Raw genomic sequence first — 16,513 nt, forward strand, 5'->3', positions numbered from 1 at the left:
TTCTTAATTCAGCTCTGAAGTTAAATTAGTATCCGTTTAATGTCGTAACTTGAATAATCTCACCATTTTTTGAGATTTTTATATAATTACCATCTTTGAACCAGTCACCAAGTACATATCTAGTATAATTATCAGTTAGGTGTATAGCCATTTTGTGCGTATGGCCATGAATTACAATATTACAGTTATTACGATATTTTTCAATACCTCTGGTTGTTACATCAACATTTGGATTTTTACGGTTTTTTACATAGCTTGCTTTGCGCACATTTCTTGCAGTATATTCTCTTATGAATAAAGGTAATCTTCTAAAAATAAATCTCAGAATAGGGTTGTATGCTATCCATTTTCTATAAGTTTGGTAACTCTTATCATCTGTACAAAATAGATCTCCATGCGAGAAGAGTATTTTTTGATTAGATATATCGATATAATACGGATCTTTAATAAGAGTCACGCCACTTTGTTTAGCAAATTTTCTACCAATCAAAAAATCACGATTTCCATACATGAAAAATATTTCTAAACCTTTATCTGAAGCTCCTTTTAGCCAATTTGTGATTTTATGATAAAAGTTGTCTCTGTGGTTATCACCAATCCAATAATCAAAAAAGTCACCAAGAATAAAAAGCTGGTTTTGCGTAGATGTAATACTATCTAAAAACTTTTTAAAAAGATCAGCCATCTCAGCATGGTTAGCATTTAGATGAAGATCTGAAATTAGATAAATATCTTTGTTATGAGCCATATTTTTGACGGTACTGTTTAAATTTGTTGATCATTGTTTCATCAAGGTTCTCTTTGACGTACTCAAAAATACTTTCAAAGTTTGTCACCGCTAGAACTGGGATGTTGAAATCTTGAGATATTTTCTTAGTTGCTGAAATATGGCTATCTTTAGCTTTTTCTTGTCGATCTATAGATAGTACAACACCAGCTATTTCAGCATTAATAGTTTTTAGCTTGTTGTATGATTCATAAAACGCTGTACCTGCAGTCATCACATCATCTATGAGTAATACTTTTTTATTAGTCATATCGGCACCAACAAATACACCACCTTCGCCATGATCTTTCGCTTCTTTACGGTCAAAAGCGTAAGGCATATCTATATTGTACTTCAGCGCTAGTACAGTAGAAATAGCGGCAACTAGAGGAATCCCTTTATATGCTGGACCAAAAAGGATATCGTACTTGACATCGCTTTTGATAATCAATTGAGCGTAATAATCGGCAAGTGTGGCAAGTTGATCACCTGTATTAAATAACCCTGCATTAAAGAAATATGGACTAATACGTCCTGATTTAAGCGTAAATTCGCCAAATTTAAGTACCTGATTCTTAAGGGCAAACTCTATAAACATATATTATTCCTAATATATCCAAACTTGCTATAAATTATAGATAATAACTTTAGTAATACCAAGTAAATATAGTTTAAGATAGAAAAGATCTATTAATATATTTAAATTCAATAAACTGATATAATTTAACTACTTTATTAATTAGTTTCAAAAAAATTTTAATGTCAAAACATATTCATATTTTAGGTATCTGTGGCACTTTTATGGGCTCTTTAGCGGTATTAGCTAAACAAAAGGGATATAAAGTAACAGGTTCGGATCTTAATGTCTATCCACCAATGAGTACTTATCTTGAGTCTCAAGGCATAGAGATTTTACAAGGATTTGATTGTGATCAACTGGATACAAATCCTGATGAAATTATTATTGGTAATATCATGAAAAGAGGTATGCCAATAGTAGAAAAAATTCTCGCAGAAAAGCTAAATTATTTCTCAGGACCACAATGGTTATATCAGAATATTCTTAAGTACAAAAAAGTAATTGCAATAGCTGGTACACATGGTAAAACTACAACCACAACAATGACTATAAAAATACTTGAGCAGGCTGGCTTAAATCCTAGCTTTTTGGTTGGTGGGGTTAGCAGTGATTTTGGTGTTTCATCACGTTACACAGATTCAGAGTATTTTGTCATTGAAGCTGATGAATATGATACGGCTTTTTTTGATAAGCGTTCAAAATTGATACATTATGATCCAAGTATTTTTGTGATTAATAATATTGAGTTTGATCATGCTGATATTTTCAAAGATATTGACGCAATATTTTGGCAATTCCATCAGTTACTTAGAAAAATGCCATCAACAGCGAAGATTATTTATAATGACAAAGATGAGAATGTTCAAAAAATAATATCAATGGGATGCTGGTCAGAGCTAGTCAGAGTGAATTCTAGTAATGGTATCAGTATAACCAAGCATACAGCAGATTATTCAAAGTTTGAATTATGTGATATTAGTGGAAATAATATTGAAATATCATGGAGCTTAATAGGTGAGCATAATGCGCTTAACGCAATGAGTGCCTATGCGGTAGCAAAACAACTAAATATATCTGATGAAGTGATAAATGCTGCTTTAGAAAGCTTTAAAGGAGTTAAAAGACGTTTGGAAGTATTATCTCATCAGGATAATGTTACTTTGTATGATGATTTTGCTCATCATCCAACTTCTATTAAGTTAACTTTAGAAGCTGTGCGTAACAAAGCTAAAGATGCTTATGTAATAGCTCTTATAGATCCACGTTCAAATACGATGCGTCAAGGCGATAATAAAGATAATTTGCCGATGTCAATTATCGAAGCTGATAGAGTATTGTTGTATAATCATAGTTTACTAAAATGGGATGCTAAAGAAGTTCTCAAAAATAGTAATAATGTTGATTTTATAGTTAGTGTTGATGATTTTGTTGATTGTGTAGATGAGTTATTAACTAAGTACCGAGATAGGAATATCCAGCTTGTGATGATGAGTAATGGCTCATTTGATGGGTTAAGAGAAAAGCTAGTTAAGCTTTTGGAGACTAAATGAGTAGTTTAATATATGGTATTCATGCTATTGATAGTTTGGTAGAAGCTAATCAAGCAAAAGAAATATTGGTATTTAAGAAGTCAAATGCTAATCATAAGATTGAAAGTATTATCGCTAAAGCTGAGTCAAAAGGATTAAAAATTACTTTTATTGATAGTTTTAAGCAACTTCCAGGACGAGTCAGAAAAGATGCAAATCATCAAAATATCTTTGCCATAGAGATAAATGATTTTAAAACATACTCCGAGAATGATATTGAAAATTTAATTCCTCAGGATAAAAATGCTTTTATTTTGATATTAGATAATGTCCAAGATCCTCATAATTTTGGTGCGTGTATACGTAGTGCACATTCGGCAGGTATTGATTTTATAATTATCCCTAAAGATAATAGCGCACCAGTCAATGCAACGGTTAAAAAAGTTGCTTGTGGTGCTGCAGAGCATACAAAGATTGTAGTTGTTACTAACCTTGCTAGAGCAATCGAAAAACTCAAACAATTAGGAGTATGGGTTATTGGTTTAGCAGGTGAGGCGAATGACAGCTTATATTCGATGAATTTGGCAGATTCTGTAGCAATAGTTGCTGGTGCAGAAGGTAGTGGTATGCGTCAGCGCACAAAAGCTAGTTGTGATTTTCTTGCTAAATTACCAATGTTAGGTGAGGTTTCTAGCTTAAATGTTTCTGTTGCTACAGGCATAGCATTGTATGAAACAGTAAGACAAAGGACTCAACAGTAATAGTAAGAAGCATCTATCTTAGGTAGATTTGGTATATTTTAGAGCTAGTGCTGAGTAGTTAATTTATAAATTAAAGGTATATTTGTAATGCAATTTGCTTTTTTGAATAGTAATAAGTATGCAGCGATAAACGCTCTTAAAGCTACAATAGCCGTTGCGACTGCTTATACACTAGGTCTTCTGTTAGGAAATTTTTTTAACATAGAGCAAATGTATCTTTGGATGACAATTACAGTAGTTGTTGTAATGTCTACTCAGCCTAACTTAGGAGGGGCTCTAGATAAGGCACTAATGAGGTTTTTGGGGACGGTCACTGGAGCCTTAGTGGCTTTAGTTATTATAGCTTCAGTCCAAAATCATATTTTACAAGTAGTGTTAATTCTACCATTTATTTTTTTAGCTGTTTATTTTGCAGGAGCTTCTAAATATAGTTATGCTGGTACTTTGGCTGGAATAACTATCATAATTATTATTCTAAATAAACAGCCGGGTGTGCAGGTCGCTATTTATAGAGCTATTGAAATATCTCTAGGTATAGCAATCTCATTATTTGTAAATAGATTTATATTTCCGATTAGAGCAGAAACACGGCTTAAAGAAAGTTATGTTAAAACGATTTCAGAGATTCATGATTTTTTTGATATTCTGTTTATTGAGCGTAATCATTCACATAAAAAACTTAGAACTAGTATATTTCATGAGTTTGCAAAACACCTTACTCTTATTAAAGAATTGAAATATGAAAAGTCTGCAAAAAAAGTGCAAGAGTTTGAGAAAATGAGCTTATATATTCGTAGACTGTATAGATATATGATTGTAATGTATGAGTATATAGAATTTTCTTTTGACCCTCAAACGATAGCGGATCTTGATAAAGAACCTGCTTTTATAGAGTTTAAGAAATATATCATGAAATCGCTAACAAATGTTTCAGACGATATCAAAAAACGCAAACGTATAAGTTATAAAGAATTGTTACGTTTTGAAAGACATATTTTACCTTTATTAAAAGATGTTAGAGTTTTGAATGATAAAGATGAGAGTTTCATTTTTTATATAAAGATGTTTCTTAATGCATTAAAAAGACTTTCGTTAGAGCATAACTATATTTTGCAGATTTCCAAACATTGATAAATTAAGCCTGTTACGGTAGTATATACGCTTGAATTTTCTTATTAAAAAGCTTTTATTTTCATTTGTTACGAGGTTATATAAGTTATGAACTTGCACTCTAAAAATATTTTGATTCCAATACTTATTACAACGATTATTATAGATATTATGGGGGCAGGGCTTGTTTTTCCAATAATGCCGTCATTATTCTTTGGTCAATCTTGTGTTACTTTTGGTGATCCTGGCGGTAATTTTCAAAATTGGTATTATTCCATAGCTTTGGCTTGTTGGCCATTAGGGTTATTGATAGGCTGTCCAATAATAGGGGAGTTATCTGATAAGTATGGGCGTAAAATAATATTGATTGTAGCTTTATCAACTACTTGTGTTGCTTATCTTTTATCAGCATATGCAATATATTCTCATGATTATTTATTATTTGTAGCAAGCAGGTTTATTTGCGGTTTAGCTGGTGGAGCTTTTGAGATTGCTCAAGCTGCTGTTATTGATATATCTACAGAAGAAGATAAGTCACGAAATTTAGGTTACATAACTATGGCCGCATCTTTAGGTTTTGTAGTAGGACCAATAGTCACTAGTTTTGTATCTGTAATGGAAGTAAGCCATACCATACCATTTGTATTTGCAGCTATTTTAGCATTAGTAAATATTGCATTTATAGTTATCATTATGAAGAGAGATTTACCAAAAAATCCAGGTTTAGTTATCCAATTAGGTACGATTTATAGGACTATATCTTTTTTATTGTCAGATAAACGTGTTAGGTTAATCGGTGTAGTTTATCTTCTTGTACAGTGCGCATGGGGGTTTTATGCTCAAGGGGTGGCGTTGTTTTTAAATTTAACATATAGTTATAACATATCTATGACAGGTGCTTTTTATGCTGTTATGGGCTTAGCCACAGCATTAGCAAGCATTTTTATACAACCAAAGATTTTTGCAAAAGTATCAAATCAAGTAGCTTTTGTGAGAGCTGCTGTTATTTGTGGTGTTGGATTTATTTTAGTATCAATTATATTTAATGAAGCGACACAGTGGGTTTTAACAATAGTTTTATCGGCATCTCAGCTTATATGCTATACAGCGCTTCTTTCAATGATCTCAGCAGCTGTGTCTGACAAAGAGCAAGGTAAAGCAATGGGAGCAGCTGGTGCTGGTTTTGGTTTGGCATGGTTTTTAAATGATATTATGATGGGACACTTATCCTCAATATCGCCAAGTTCACCTATTACATTTGCTGGCTTTATGTATTTTATTGCTGCTATTATCTTTGTCTTTTCTATCAAAATCTTGCGTGAAAGGGTACAATAATCAGCATTAATTAAATTTGATTATTTTTCTTAAATGCAGCTAATCTCTCTTAAAAATGTAAGTTTAAACTTCGGTACTCAAATAGTTCTTGATAAGGTTAATTTAGAAGTTACAAAAGGACAAAGAATTTGTCTAATTGGACGTAATGGTACGGGTAAATCATCATTATTGAAAATTATTGAAGGTAATGTTATTCCAGATGGCGGTGAGGTAATAGTACATAATAATGCTATTGTCGCTAGTATGATCCAAGAAGTTCCTAGTGATATCAAAGGAAGTATCGCAGAAGTTATATTACAAGGTTTAGGGGAACTTGGTGAGCATCTGATAGCATATCAGCAGACTTTAATGTCAGATCCCGAATCTAATGAGCTTGAAAAATTACATAGCTACATTGATGAAAATCATGGTTGGTCATATTTAAACGATGTTGAAGTTTTGGCTTCTAAACTTAATCTGGACTCTCAAGCTTCTTTTAAAGATCTATCTGGAGGGATGAAAAGAAGAGTTATTCTAGCAAGAGCTTTAATAAAAAAACCTGATTTACTTCTTTTAGATGAACCAACAAACCATTTGGATATTGACTCTATTAGTTGGCTTGAAGAATTTTTGTCGGGCTTTGCTGGAGCGATACTTTTTATCACTCATGATAGAAAGTTTCTAAACAATGTTGCTAAAAGTATTATAGAACTTGATAGGGGACATTTATATTCATTTGATGGTAACTATACAAAGTTTCTTGAAAAGAAAGAGCAAATCCTAGATGCTCAAGACAAAGCAAATAGTGAGTTTGATAAAAAGTTAGCTCAAGAAGAAGCTTGGATTCGTCAAGGTATCAAAGCTAGACGCACTAGAAATGAAGGGCGTGTTAGAGCACTAGAGCAAATGCGTCGTGACAGACAGCAACGTAGAGAAAATGTTGGCAAAGCTGATATCAAGGTTGCTGAAGCAGGTAAATCATCTAGAAAAGTTATTCAAGCTAATAATATTGGCTTTGAGTATGATGGTAAATTTCTATTTAAAGATTTCTCTACTGAAATTCAAAAGGGTGATAAGATTGCAATTATTGGTCAAAATGGGTGTGGTAAAACAACGCTACTAAACTCACTACTTGGGTTGGATAAACCTACACAAGGTAATGTAACGTTAGCAGATAATATTAAAATCGCTTATTTTGATCAGTTAAGAGATCAATTAGATGAGTCACTTAGCATTATAGATAATGTCAAAGAGGGTTCAGATTTTATCAATATAGACGGTAAGGAAACCCACGTAATTACCTATTTACAAAAATTTTTGTTTACTCCAGAGAGGTTGCATTCTCCTATTACTCATTTGTCTGGGGGAGAAAAAAATAGATTATTGTTAGCCAAAATTTTATCTAAACCAAGTAATGTGATTATACTTGATGAACCAACTAATGATTTAGATATCGAAACTCTAGAAATTCTTGAAGAAATGCTGATAAATTATCAAGGTACTGTAATTATTGTCAGTCATGATAGAGAGTTTATAAATAATATTGCGACAAGTACTATAGTTTTTGAGAATGGCAACTTACAAGAGTATATTGGTGGCTATGATAGTTGGATAGCACAACGAAAACAGCTGGTGCAACCAGCCAAAGAAACAAATAAAGCTCCACAGACAAAAAACAAATTAACTTATGAGCAGAAAAAACAGCTACGTAATTTACCAAGTCAAATAGAAAAACTAGAAGCAAATATTACTTTGATTCAACAGCAAATGGGCGAATTGGATTTTTACCAAAAATCACAATCACAGCAAAATGAAATTCAACAAAAACTCAACTCTTTAAATGAAGATCTCGAGAAAAAATATGTATTTTGGGAAGAGCTTTTAGAATTAGAATAATCAAAATTTAATTATATATTTATGTTATTATAACGGCTATGTAAGTTTAAAGATTATTTATATTATTAAATATGAGTAGCCAAGATATCAACTCTAGAGATCTCAGAGAAGAAAAAAAAGTTTTAGCAATTACATCATTAGCAGAGTTTGCTGAGCGTTATGGATATTATATAATCCAATCACTATTAATATTTTATCTGATAGATAAATTTCAAATTTCACAAGACTTATCAGCATCTTTGGTTGGTACAACTCTTTCGATGGTATATATTTCAGCTATTTTAGGAGGCTTTATTGCTGAGAGATATTTGGGATATTACCGAGCTGGTCTGCTAGGTTCACTTTTCATGCTTAGCGGCTTCTTTATATTGGCATATTCAACTAGTCAAAGCATGTTATATTTGGGTTTGAGTTTTATTTCTGTAAGTACAGGTCTCATAAAGTCAAATATGTCTGCCTTTATTGGGAGATTTTATGACAAGTCTAGTTTGAATGATTCAAAAAGAGATTTTGGCTTTAATATTTTCTATATGGGTATTAATTTGGGAAGCTTCGGAGCACTATTCATAGCTAGTTGGCTAAAAGATAATTATGGCTATGGAGCACCATTTTATAGTAGTATGGCAGTTAGTGCATTCATGCTTTGTCTTTTATTAGTAGGCTTTAAGTTTTTAAATAAACATATTATAGAGTTTAAACTTACTTTATCAGTAACTCTGAAAGTAACTTTATTATTAATAGTATATATAATAGTTTTATTTTATATCTTTGAACAACCAATAATTGCTAATTTATCTATATTTGTTGCTGTGATAGCATCTAAAGTGATACTTGGTATATCAATGAAGAAATCTAGTTTCAAAAAAGTGTTTGTTGCAGGAATATTTTTCTTGTTGTCTATAATATATTGGGGTCTGTACTTCCAAATATTTATAAGCGTATTGCTGTTTACTCAGTATTCAGTGGATAATTCACTATTAAATCCGAGTCAGTTTTTAAGTGTAGAATCATTAAGTGTATTATTTTTTGCAGGAATTCTAGGCAAATTTTGGATTTATTTAGATAAGAAGCGAATGAAAGTGGAAGATATTGATAAATTTAATATTGCTTTTGTTTTATTAACGATCACATTTTTAGTAATACTAGTTTCAATACTTATATCTCCTGAGCATACTAAAGTCTCAGCATATGGTATCATTTTTGCTTATATAATATTGGGTGTTTCTGAGCTATCTTTATCGGCTATTGGCTTATCAATGATTACAAAAATAGCGCCTAAAGGTTTTGTTGCTTTGTATATGGGTATATGGTTGCTTACATTGGGTGTAGGAGGTAAATTAGGAGGTTTTCTTGCTAGTTTCTTCTATATTTCAGATAGTGATTTAGGTTTATCTAAAGCTAATATGAGCGATGGTTTAGATACATTTATTGTTATAGCGATATTAACAAGTATAATAATTTTACTGCTGAGAAGGTTTGTGAATAAAAATGTATAGAATATACAAAGAATACCAGCTATTTAGCTTCCCAAGTATTTCTAAGAGTGACAGTTCTGTTAAATACTAAATTTTCATTAGTGCAGTCTTTTAAATCAGATATAAAGTAACCAATTCTATTAAATTGAAAGTGTTGTTCAGGGGTTATATTTTCTAGAGATTTCTCTACTTTAGCATTTTTAATAATCTGTAAAGAGTCTGGGTTTAGTACATCTTCAACATCATCAAAGCTTGCAGGGTTCTCGTGATTAAATAGCCTGTCATATACTCTTACTTCAGCGTCAATACAGTTATTAGCATCAACCCAGTGTATGATACCATTAGGTTTTATACCATCATTAGGTTTCTTACCGCCTAATGTTTCAGGTAAATAAGAACATATTAGTTCTATAATTTCACCATCATTATTAGTAATAACTTCTTTACACTCAATTACATAAGCATTTAAAAGCCTTACTCTCCCACTAGGACTGAGTTTTTTCATATCTTTTTCTAAGTCAAAGACGAAGTCATCTCTTTCAATGTAAATATCAGAAGATATTGTTATATCTCGGCGACCAAACTCAGAGTCTTGGGGATGGTTTGGTACATTTAATTCATGTACGGGCATATTATCTATAGTAACTTTGATAGGATCTAAAACAGCATTTTTTCTTAGGGCATTTTTGTTTAGATCATTTCTAATAGTCTCTTCTAAAACAGAGATATCAATGATTGAATCTTGTTTGGATATTCCTATCATGTCACAGAAGTTGCGAATAGACTCAGGAGTGTAGCCTCTACGTCTGAAACCTTTGATTGTTGGCATACGTGGATCATCCCAGCCACTTACGAGGTTATTATCGACTAGGTATTTCAATTTCCTCTTACTAGTTATAGTGTAATTCAAATTTAGCCTTGAAAATTCAATTTGTTGAGGCTTTTGTTGAAATTCAGTTTCTTCGATAACCCAGTCATAGAAAGGTCTTTGATCTTGAAACTCTAATGTACATAGTGAGTGAGTAATAGTTTCTATAGCATCCTCTAATGGATGTGCAAATGCATACATTGGATATATGCACCATTTATTTCCAGTTTTTGGATGGTGTGAAAACTTTATTCTATATAAAGCCGGATCTCTGAGGTTAATATTGCCAGAAGCCATATCTATCTTAGCACGTAATGTTTTACTTCCTTCAGCAAACTCACCATTTTTCATTGCTTCAAAAAGCTTAAGATTTTCGTCTACACTACGTTCTCTATATGGACTATCTTTACCGGGTTCTTTTAGTGTGCCGCGATATCCACGTACTTCTTCTGCTGATAAATCACAAACATATGCCTTACCTTTTTTTATGAGCAGTATTGCTAATTCATACATCTTATCAAAGTATTCTGAAGCAAAGTGAGGCTCATTTTCCCATCTAAAACCCAACCATTCGACATCTTCTCTTATTGCATTGATGTATTCGATATCTTCCTTGTCAGGGTTTGTATCATCAAAACGTAAGTTGCATTTACCACCAAACTCTTCAGCTATACCAAAATTTAGACATATTGATTTAGCATGTCCAATATGTAGATAACCATTTGGTTCTGGAGGGAAACGTGTTAGAACACTAGAAACTTTTTTTGTTCCAATATCTTTTTTGATTATATTTTTAATAAAATTAGTTTTATTTGCTTTAGTTTCACTACTCATTTTGTTGAAGAAATCATTTACTTAATATATTTAGATAATAGTTTACTTTATTACAAAAACAATAACATATTTTTTTGAAAAAAAAGTATATACTGGATATAATTTGCAGTTAAAATCTAAATGCTTCGCAACATAGGAACTTTCATTATGGATCCTTCAACCATAGACGATAACAAATATTTATATACAATCAAAGAAGTGCATCGAAATTTATCTCTAGAAGAGCTGGCTCAACATGCCAAGAGCAATACTGGTTTTGTTGGTTGCGAAGGAAAAACCTTAGTTGTTGATAGTGGTGATATCAAAGGAAGACTTCCTGATGATAAATATATCGTCGAGACTAAATATGCTAAGAAAAATATTTGGTGGCATGAAGATGGGTCAGATAATAAAAGATTAAAAAGAAAGCATTGGAAAGTAATTAAGCAAAAATTTCATCAGGATGCATCAACGAAAGATATTTTCGTAATCGATGGTTTTTATAATCATGATGAAAAGAATTCAATTGCAGTTCGCTTGATAACAACCCAGGCATCGGCAGCATATTTTTTTAAGTTGATATCAATTGCGCCTAATCAAAAACAGTCAGAAGAGTTTGAACCGCAGTGGGTGATTATGCACTCTCCAGAAACTGAGATTGATGACTATGTTGAAATAGGTCTAAACTCATCAAAAATAATAGCTACAAATCTAAAACAGCGTGAAAGCCTATTAGTAGGGACATTATATTTGGCTGAGATTAATAAAGTATTGTTATCTGTTATGAGTTATTACCTATCATTGAATAACATAGGTGTTTTTTATTGTGCTGTTAGTGTTGATGATGAAGCTAATAGTTCTATGTTTTTTGGATTATCAGGCAGTGGTAAAACGACTTTGGCATTAGACAATAACAAAAGCCTGGTTGCTAATGAAGCTGTGGCCTGGACAGAGACACGAGGTGTGTATAGCTTAGAGTCGGGCTTAACTATCAAATCAGCAAGTTTTAAGAAAAATGATAGACGTATAAAAAAAGCGCTTCAAGGCAATCTGTTAATTGAGAATCCTAACTTTGATGAAAATAAAAATATTATTTTTGGAGAAAAATCAAAATCACAAAGTAATACATATGTAACCTTCCCAAGAGAAAATTTTGATAATATTGTAAATACAAATGATCCAAGTAAAATAATCTTTCTTGTAAAAGATGCTAAAGGAGTTTTACCTCGAGTAGCTAAACTGAGTAAAGGTCAAGCAATTTATTATTTCTTATCAGGTTATACATGTACATCCACAGGAATTGAAGCAGGGGTTACTGAGCCTAAACCAGAGTTTTCATGCTGTTATGCTCAACCATTTTTATTACTTAAACCAACTCGTTATGCTAGTATTCTGCGTCAACGTTTGAAGCATAGTGATGCTAAAATATATATGGTTAATGTTGGCTGGATTGATGGTGACTATAAAACTGGTAGACGGGTGCCTGTTGAAGAAACAAAGATGATTGTTAACTACTTGTTGACAGAGCCAGAAAATGTCAATTTCAAATTTGAACGTCAAAAATATTTTAACTTTAAAGCTTTGACTTCTATTTATGATAATGATGAGGTTATACATCTGAAAAATTTATGGGAAGATGAATCTGCATACAAAAAACAGTATAAGTCTTTAATTAAAAGTTTTATTAAAAATTACGAACAGTTTGAAGAAGATGATTTCGCTGTTAAATATAAGAAATTTGAACCAAGTATATAGATACTAATTTTCTCTCTATAAAAAATATAATATATCCATTATAATAGCGCCAATACACTGAAATTTTTTATTATATGTTAATTTATCTTTTTAATTGGTTAAGTCATTACTATAAAGGTCTAGAGGTTTTTAGTAGTTATGTATCTGTAAGAATTATAATGATTTCTATAACTTCATTATTGATAACTCTTTTTCTTGGTAGACCAATGATTAGATGGTTGCAGAAAATGCAGATTGGTCAAGTTGTAAGAGATGATGGACCACAAAGCCATTTTTCTAAGAGAAATACTCCAACTATGGGAGGGGTATTGATCCTTTCTTCAGTTATTATTTCTGCTTTGCTTTGGGGAAATTTATCTAGTATATATCTATGGATTTTAATTTTGGTAGTTATCTTCTTTGGAGCAATTGGCTTTTTTGATGACTATTTGAAGCTAGTTCTTAAGCATCCTAAGGGTTTAAGAGCTAAGCACAAATTTGCTTTACAGTCTATTTTTTCAATTATATTAGCTATAGTTCTGTTCTACCTTTTGTCTAAAAATGGTCAGATGAACCTTTCGATACCATTTACTAAAAATTTACATATTCCTATGGGAATTTTCCTGTTTGTAGTTTTGACATTTTTCATTATTAATGGAAGTAGTAATGCTGTTAATTTAACTGATGGGTTGGATGGTTTGGCTATAGTTCCTGTTGTCCTTGTTGCTGCGGGATTAGGTATTTATGCTTATATTGAAACAAATAGTATGTTAGCTAATTATCTATTATTTCCATATATAAATAATCAAGGTCTTGCTGAGGTGGCAGTTTTTTGTGCAGCTTTATGTGGATCAGGTTTGGCATTTTTATGGTTTAACTCTCATCCTGCAGAAGTTTTCATGGGAGATGTAGGCTCATTGACGTTAGGTGCTGTGCTAGGTGTGATTGCAGTAATGATCCGCCAAGAGCTAATCTTTTTTATTATGGGTTTATTATTTGTTGTAGAAGCTTTATCTGTGATGCTACAAGTAGGATCATACAAGCTTAGAAATGGCAAGAGAATTTTTAAAATGGCTCCTATTCACCATCATTTTGAATTAATGGGGTGGCCTGAGACAAAAGTTGTGATACGTTTTTGGATAGTCTCTTTAATACTTTTCTTAATCGGTTTAGTAGCTATTAAGGTTAGATAATGTTTAGTTTTTATTTTGATAATAAAAAAATTTCTAAGCTACTTATGGTTGGTTATGGCTCTACAGGCAAGTCTGTTTGTGATTTTTTAGCTAATTTTATTGATCTTTCAGTAGATATTTCGCAGAGTGATGATGATTTTATAAATTGTGATTTAGAGCAATATGATCTAATAACTGTAAGCCCAGGCATTCCTCTTAATAAGTCGCCGTATCGAGTTTTATCTAAATTTAAACAAAAAATAGTTAGTGATATTGATTTGTTTTATCAATCAATTAGAAACACTAAGGCAAAAATGATAGCCGTTACAGGATCAAATGGAAAAAGTACTATAGTAACGATGCTTGATTTTGTTTTAAGAGATCTGGGTTATAAGAGTATTCTTGTAGGTAATATTGGTACACCACCGTTAAATAAAATTGGCGAGAAATTTGATTATTGTGTTGTTGAAGTATCAAGCTTTCAAATAGATTTATTTAACAGTGTTGAGTTTGATTTAGGATGTGTAGTTAATGTATCTCCTGATCATTTAGATAGATATAAAAATTATGAAGAATATAAGCAGTCGAAGCTAAATTTAGCAAAATTTAGTAAAGATTTTTTCGTTTATGATGTACATAATACAGGCATTAAATATGCTGGGGAATATCAGATAGTAAGAGGTTCAATCTATAAAGATACAACTAAATTATTAGATATTACTGAAACAAATCTTTTTGGCGAACACAATCTGGAAAACATTATTGTTGTTTTGAATATCTTTGATAGATTCGGTATTGATATTTCTAAAGCTGTAGCTGCAATTAAAAAATTTAAAGGCTTGAAGCATCGTTGTGAAATTGTAAAAAACATAGCTGGTGTTACTTATATCAATGACTCAAAAGGTACGAATGTTGGGGCTACTATAGCTGCACTAAATAGTATAACTAGTTCAAAGAATATTATATTATTACTCGGTGGAGTTGCTAAAGGTGGTGATTTTAGTTTAATGAGTAAATCATTGGCTAAGTATGTTAAGTACGTTTATTTATATGGTCAAGATAAAGAATATATAGAGAATTACATCAAAGATCTGTGCCAGTATCAGATTTGTAATGATATGAAAGACGCATTTAGATTAGCTAGTCAAAAGGCTCAAGATAGTGAGATTGTATTATTATCACCAGCATGTGCAAGCTTTGATGAGTTCAGTGGTTATGCTGAGCGAGGTGAGGTATTTGAGAAACTTGTTGCTGAGTTAAAATAAAAATTGGGAAAGTAGAGTGCTATATAGATTAAAGCTTTTATTAAGTGGTCAAAATACAAAAAAAGAACGTGTAAGAGCGAAGTTGGAAATAGATATCTCTATAGTTTTTGTAATGCTAGGGCTACTTACTTTTGGCTGGGTTATGGTTACATCTGCGTCGATGATTGTTGCATTAGATGATTATAATAACCCATATTTTTATTCTATTAGACAGGGTTTTTTTGCAGTTATTGCAGTGTTCCTTTTTTTATTGGCGTTGTTAGTACCGACTAAAAATTATGAGAAAAATTATAATGTTTTTTTCTTTGTAATGCTTATAGTGCTTGTGGCAGTATTAGTTCCAGGTGTTGGAAAAAGCGTAAATGGAGCTAGACGTTGGATACCTTTAATTATTATCAATATTCAAGTTGCAGAGTTAGCTAAACTTTTAGCAATTATCTTTTTTTCTGGATATATTGCTGAAAATCTACCCAAAATGGCTAATTTTAAAGAGGGTATTCTTACGCCTATTACACTATTAGGTTGTGTTGCAGTTTTATTGCTTATGCAACCTGATTTTGGTTCAACAGTTGTTATCTCAATATGTGTAATGGGGATGTTATTTGTATCTGGTAATAAGGTGCGTTGGTACGGTCTACTTATTGGTGCTATGCTCATTATGGCGACTATGCTTGTGATTATTTCACCATATCGTATGCACAGAATTACGGGATTCCTTCATCCATGGGAAAATGCTAATGGTTCTGGCTATCAGCTTGTTCAGGCTCTTATAGGTTTTGGTCGAGGAGGTTGGTTTGGTGATGGTTTAGGCAATGGAGTTCAGAAACAGTTCTTTTTGCCTGAGGCTCATACTGATTTTATCACTTCTGTAATTGCCGAAGAGATAGGTGTTGTTGGTCTGATGGTATTACTGGTTGTATATTTGTTTATAGTATTTAGAGCTATGAATATTGCAAAAGCAGCTTTTGAACTAAAAAGATATTATCAAGCATTTCTATCTTATGGGATAAGTTTTTGGATTGGCTTTCAGGTTTTTGTTAATATTGGCGTTAATACTGGTTTGTTGCCAACAAAGGGTCTTACTTTACCACTTATAAGCTATGGTGGTAGTAGTTTGCTTATTATGTGTTTTACTCTTGGTATTCTAGTGAGGATTGACTTTGAAAATAAGCTTTTAGCAGATACCATTAATCCTAAATATATCTATAAAAAAGTAAAAAAATAGCTCTA

The 16,513-nt window shown here is 31.9% G+C and carries 13 protein-coding genes; 10 read left to right on the plus strand and 3 right to left on the minus strand.

Translation table 11 applies throughout. From position 1 onward, the window contains the following. Positions 1-25 precede the first annotated feature (25 nt). Together IMS64_RS02355 and pyrE are read right to left on the minus strand one after the other, a co-directional pair. Positions 26-748, minus strand: coding sequence for a UDP-2,3-diacylglucosamine diphosphatase (locus tag IMS64_RS02355; protein ID WP_211490786.1), 723 nt, complete (start codon positions 746-748; stop codon positions 26-28). Then, complete coding sequence (gene pyrE, locus IMS64_RS02360; RefSeq protein WP_211490787.1) at positions 738-1,364, minus strand: orotate phosphoribosyltransferase; 627 nt, start codon at positions 1,362-1,364, stop codon at positions 738-740. Before pyrE ends, IMS64_RS02355 begins: the two co-directional genes overlap by 11 nt. A 161-nt stretch (positions 1,365-1,525) precedes the next feature. Here pyrE and mpl point away from each other — a divergent pair, with 161 nt between their 5' ends. The 6 genes from mpl (at position 1,526) to IMS64_RS02390 (ending at position 9,452) form a co-directional block, all read left to right on the plus strand. Beyond that, a complete protein-coding gene (mpl, locus tag IMS64_RS02365; protein WP_088820961.1) occupies positions 1,526-2,896 on the plus strand; it encodes a UDP-N-acetylmuramate:L-alanyl-gamma-D-glutamyl-meso-diaminopimelate ligase in 1,371 nt (456 codons plus the stop codon). Further along, positions 2,893-3,636 carry a 23S rRNA (guanosine(2251)-2'-O)-methyltransferase RlmB gene (gene rlmB, locus IMS64_RS02370; RefSeq protein WP_211490788.1) on the plus strand — a complete coding sequence of 248 codons (744 nt, stop codon included), beginning with the start codon at positions 2,893-2,895 and terminating at the stop codon, positions 3,634-3,636. Before mpl ends, rlmB begins: the two co-directional genes overlap by 4 nt. A gap of 87 nt (positions 3,637-3,723) precedes the next feature. Then, complete coding sequence (locus IMS64_RS02375; protein ID WP_088820963.1) at positions 3,724-4,767, plus strand: FUSC family protein; 1,044 nt, start codon at positions 3,724-3,726, stop codon at positions 4,765-4,767. An 87-nt stretch (positions 4,768-4,854) separates the two neighbouring features. Further along, entirely contained in the window at positions 4,855-6,081 is a 1,227-nt protein-coding gene (locus tag IMS64_RS02380; RefSeq protein WP_211490789.1) for an MFS transporter, read from the plus strand. 33 nt (positions 6,082-6,114) lie between these two features. Beyond that, on the plus strand, positions 6,115-7,956 hold the full coding sequence (locus tag IMS64_RS02385; protein WP_211490790.1) for an ATP-binding cassette domain-containing protein: 1,842 nt from the start codon (positions 6,115-6,117) through the stop codon (positions 7,954-7,956). Positions 7,957-8,027: 71 nt separating this feature from the next. After that, positions 8,028-9,452 (plus strand): peptide MFS transporter, encoded by a 1,425-nt coding sequence (locus tag IMS64_RS02390; RefSeq protein ID WP_004288203.1) that lies wholly within the window; start codon positions 8,028-8,030, stop codon positions 9,450-9,452. Positions 9,453-9,471: 19 nt separating this feature from the next. On the opposite strand, the gene IMS64_RS02395 is transcribed toward IMS64_RS02390, so the two are convergent. Then, the gene (locus IMS64_RS02395) at positions 9,472-11,133 is read right to left on the minus strand and encodes a glutamine--tRNA ligase/YqeY domain fusion protein (protein WP_211490791.1); all 1,662 of its coding nucleotides are present in this window, start codon (positions 11,131-11,133) and stop codon (positions 9,472-9,474) included. Between the two features lie 147 nt (positions 11,134-11,280). On the opposite strand from IMS64_RS02395, the gene IMS64_RS02400 reads away from it, so the two are divergent. The 4 genes from IMS64_RS02400 (at position 11,281) to ftsW (ending at position 16,508) form a co-directional block, all read left to right on the plus strand. Continuing rightward, positions 11,281-12,867 carry a phosphoenolpyruvate carboxykinase (ATP) gene (locus IMS64_RS02400; RefSeq protein WP_004288201.1) on the plus strand — a complete coding sequence of 529 codons (1,587 nt, stop codon included), beginning with the start codon at positions 11,281-11,283 and terminating at the stop codon, positions 12,865-12,867. A gap of 74 nt (positions 12,868-12,941) precedes the next feature. Further along, a complete protein-coding gene (mraY, locus tag IMS64_RS02405) occupies positions 12,942-14,039 on the plus strand; it encodes a phospho-N-acetylmuramoyl-pentapeptide-transferase (protein ID WP_004288200.1) in 1,098 nt (365 codons plus the stop codon). After that, positions 14,039-15,283: a UDP-N-acetylmuramoyl-L-alanine--D-glutamate ligase gene (gene murD / locus IMS64_RS02410; protein WP_211490792.1), complete on the plus strand. Its 1,245-nt coding sequence runs from the start codon at positions 14,039-14,041 to the stop codon at positions 15,281-15,283. The genes mraY and murD overlap by 1 nt, the downstream gene beginning before the upstream one ends. A gap of 16 nt (positions 15,284-15,299) precedes the next feature. Beyond that, positions 15,300-16,508 carry a putative lipid II flippase FtsW gene (gene ftsW, locus IMS64_RS02415; protein WP_004288198.1) on the plus strand — a complete coding sequence of 403 codons (1,209 nt, stop codon included), beginning with the start codon at positions 15,300-15,302 and terminating at the stop codon, positions 16,506-16,508. Positions 16,509-16,513 lie beyond the last annotated feature (5 nt).

This window comes from Francisella philomiragia, from assembly GCF_018135955.1.
In the GTDB taxonomy this organism is placed as follows: Bacteria; Pseudomonadota; Gammaproteobacteria; order Francisellales; family Francisellaceae; genus Francisella; species Francisella philomiragia.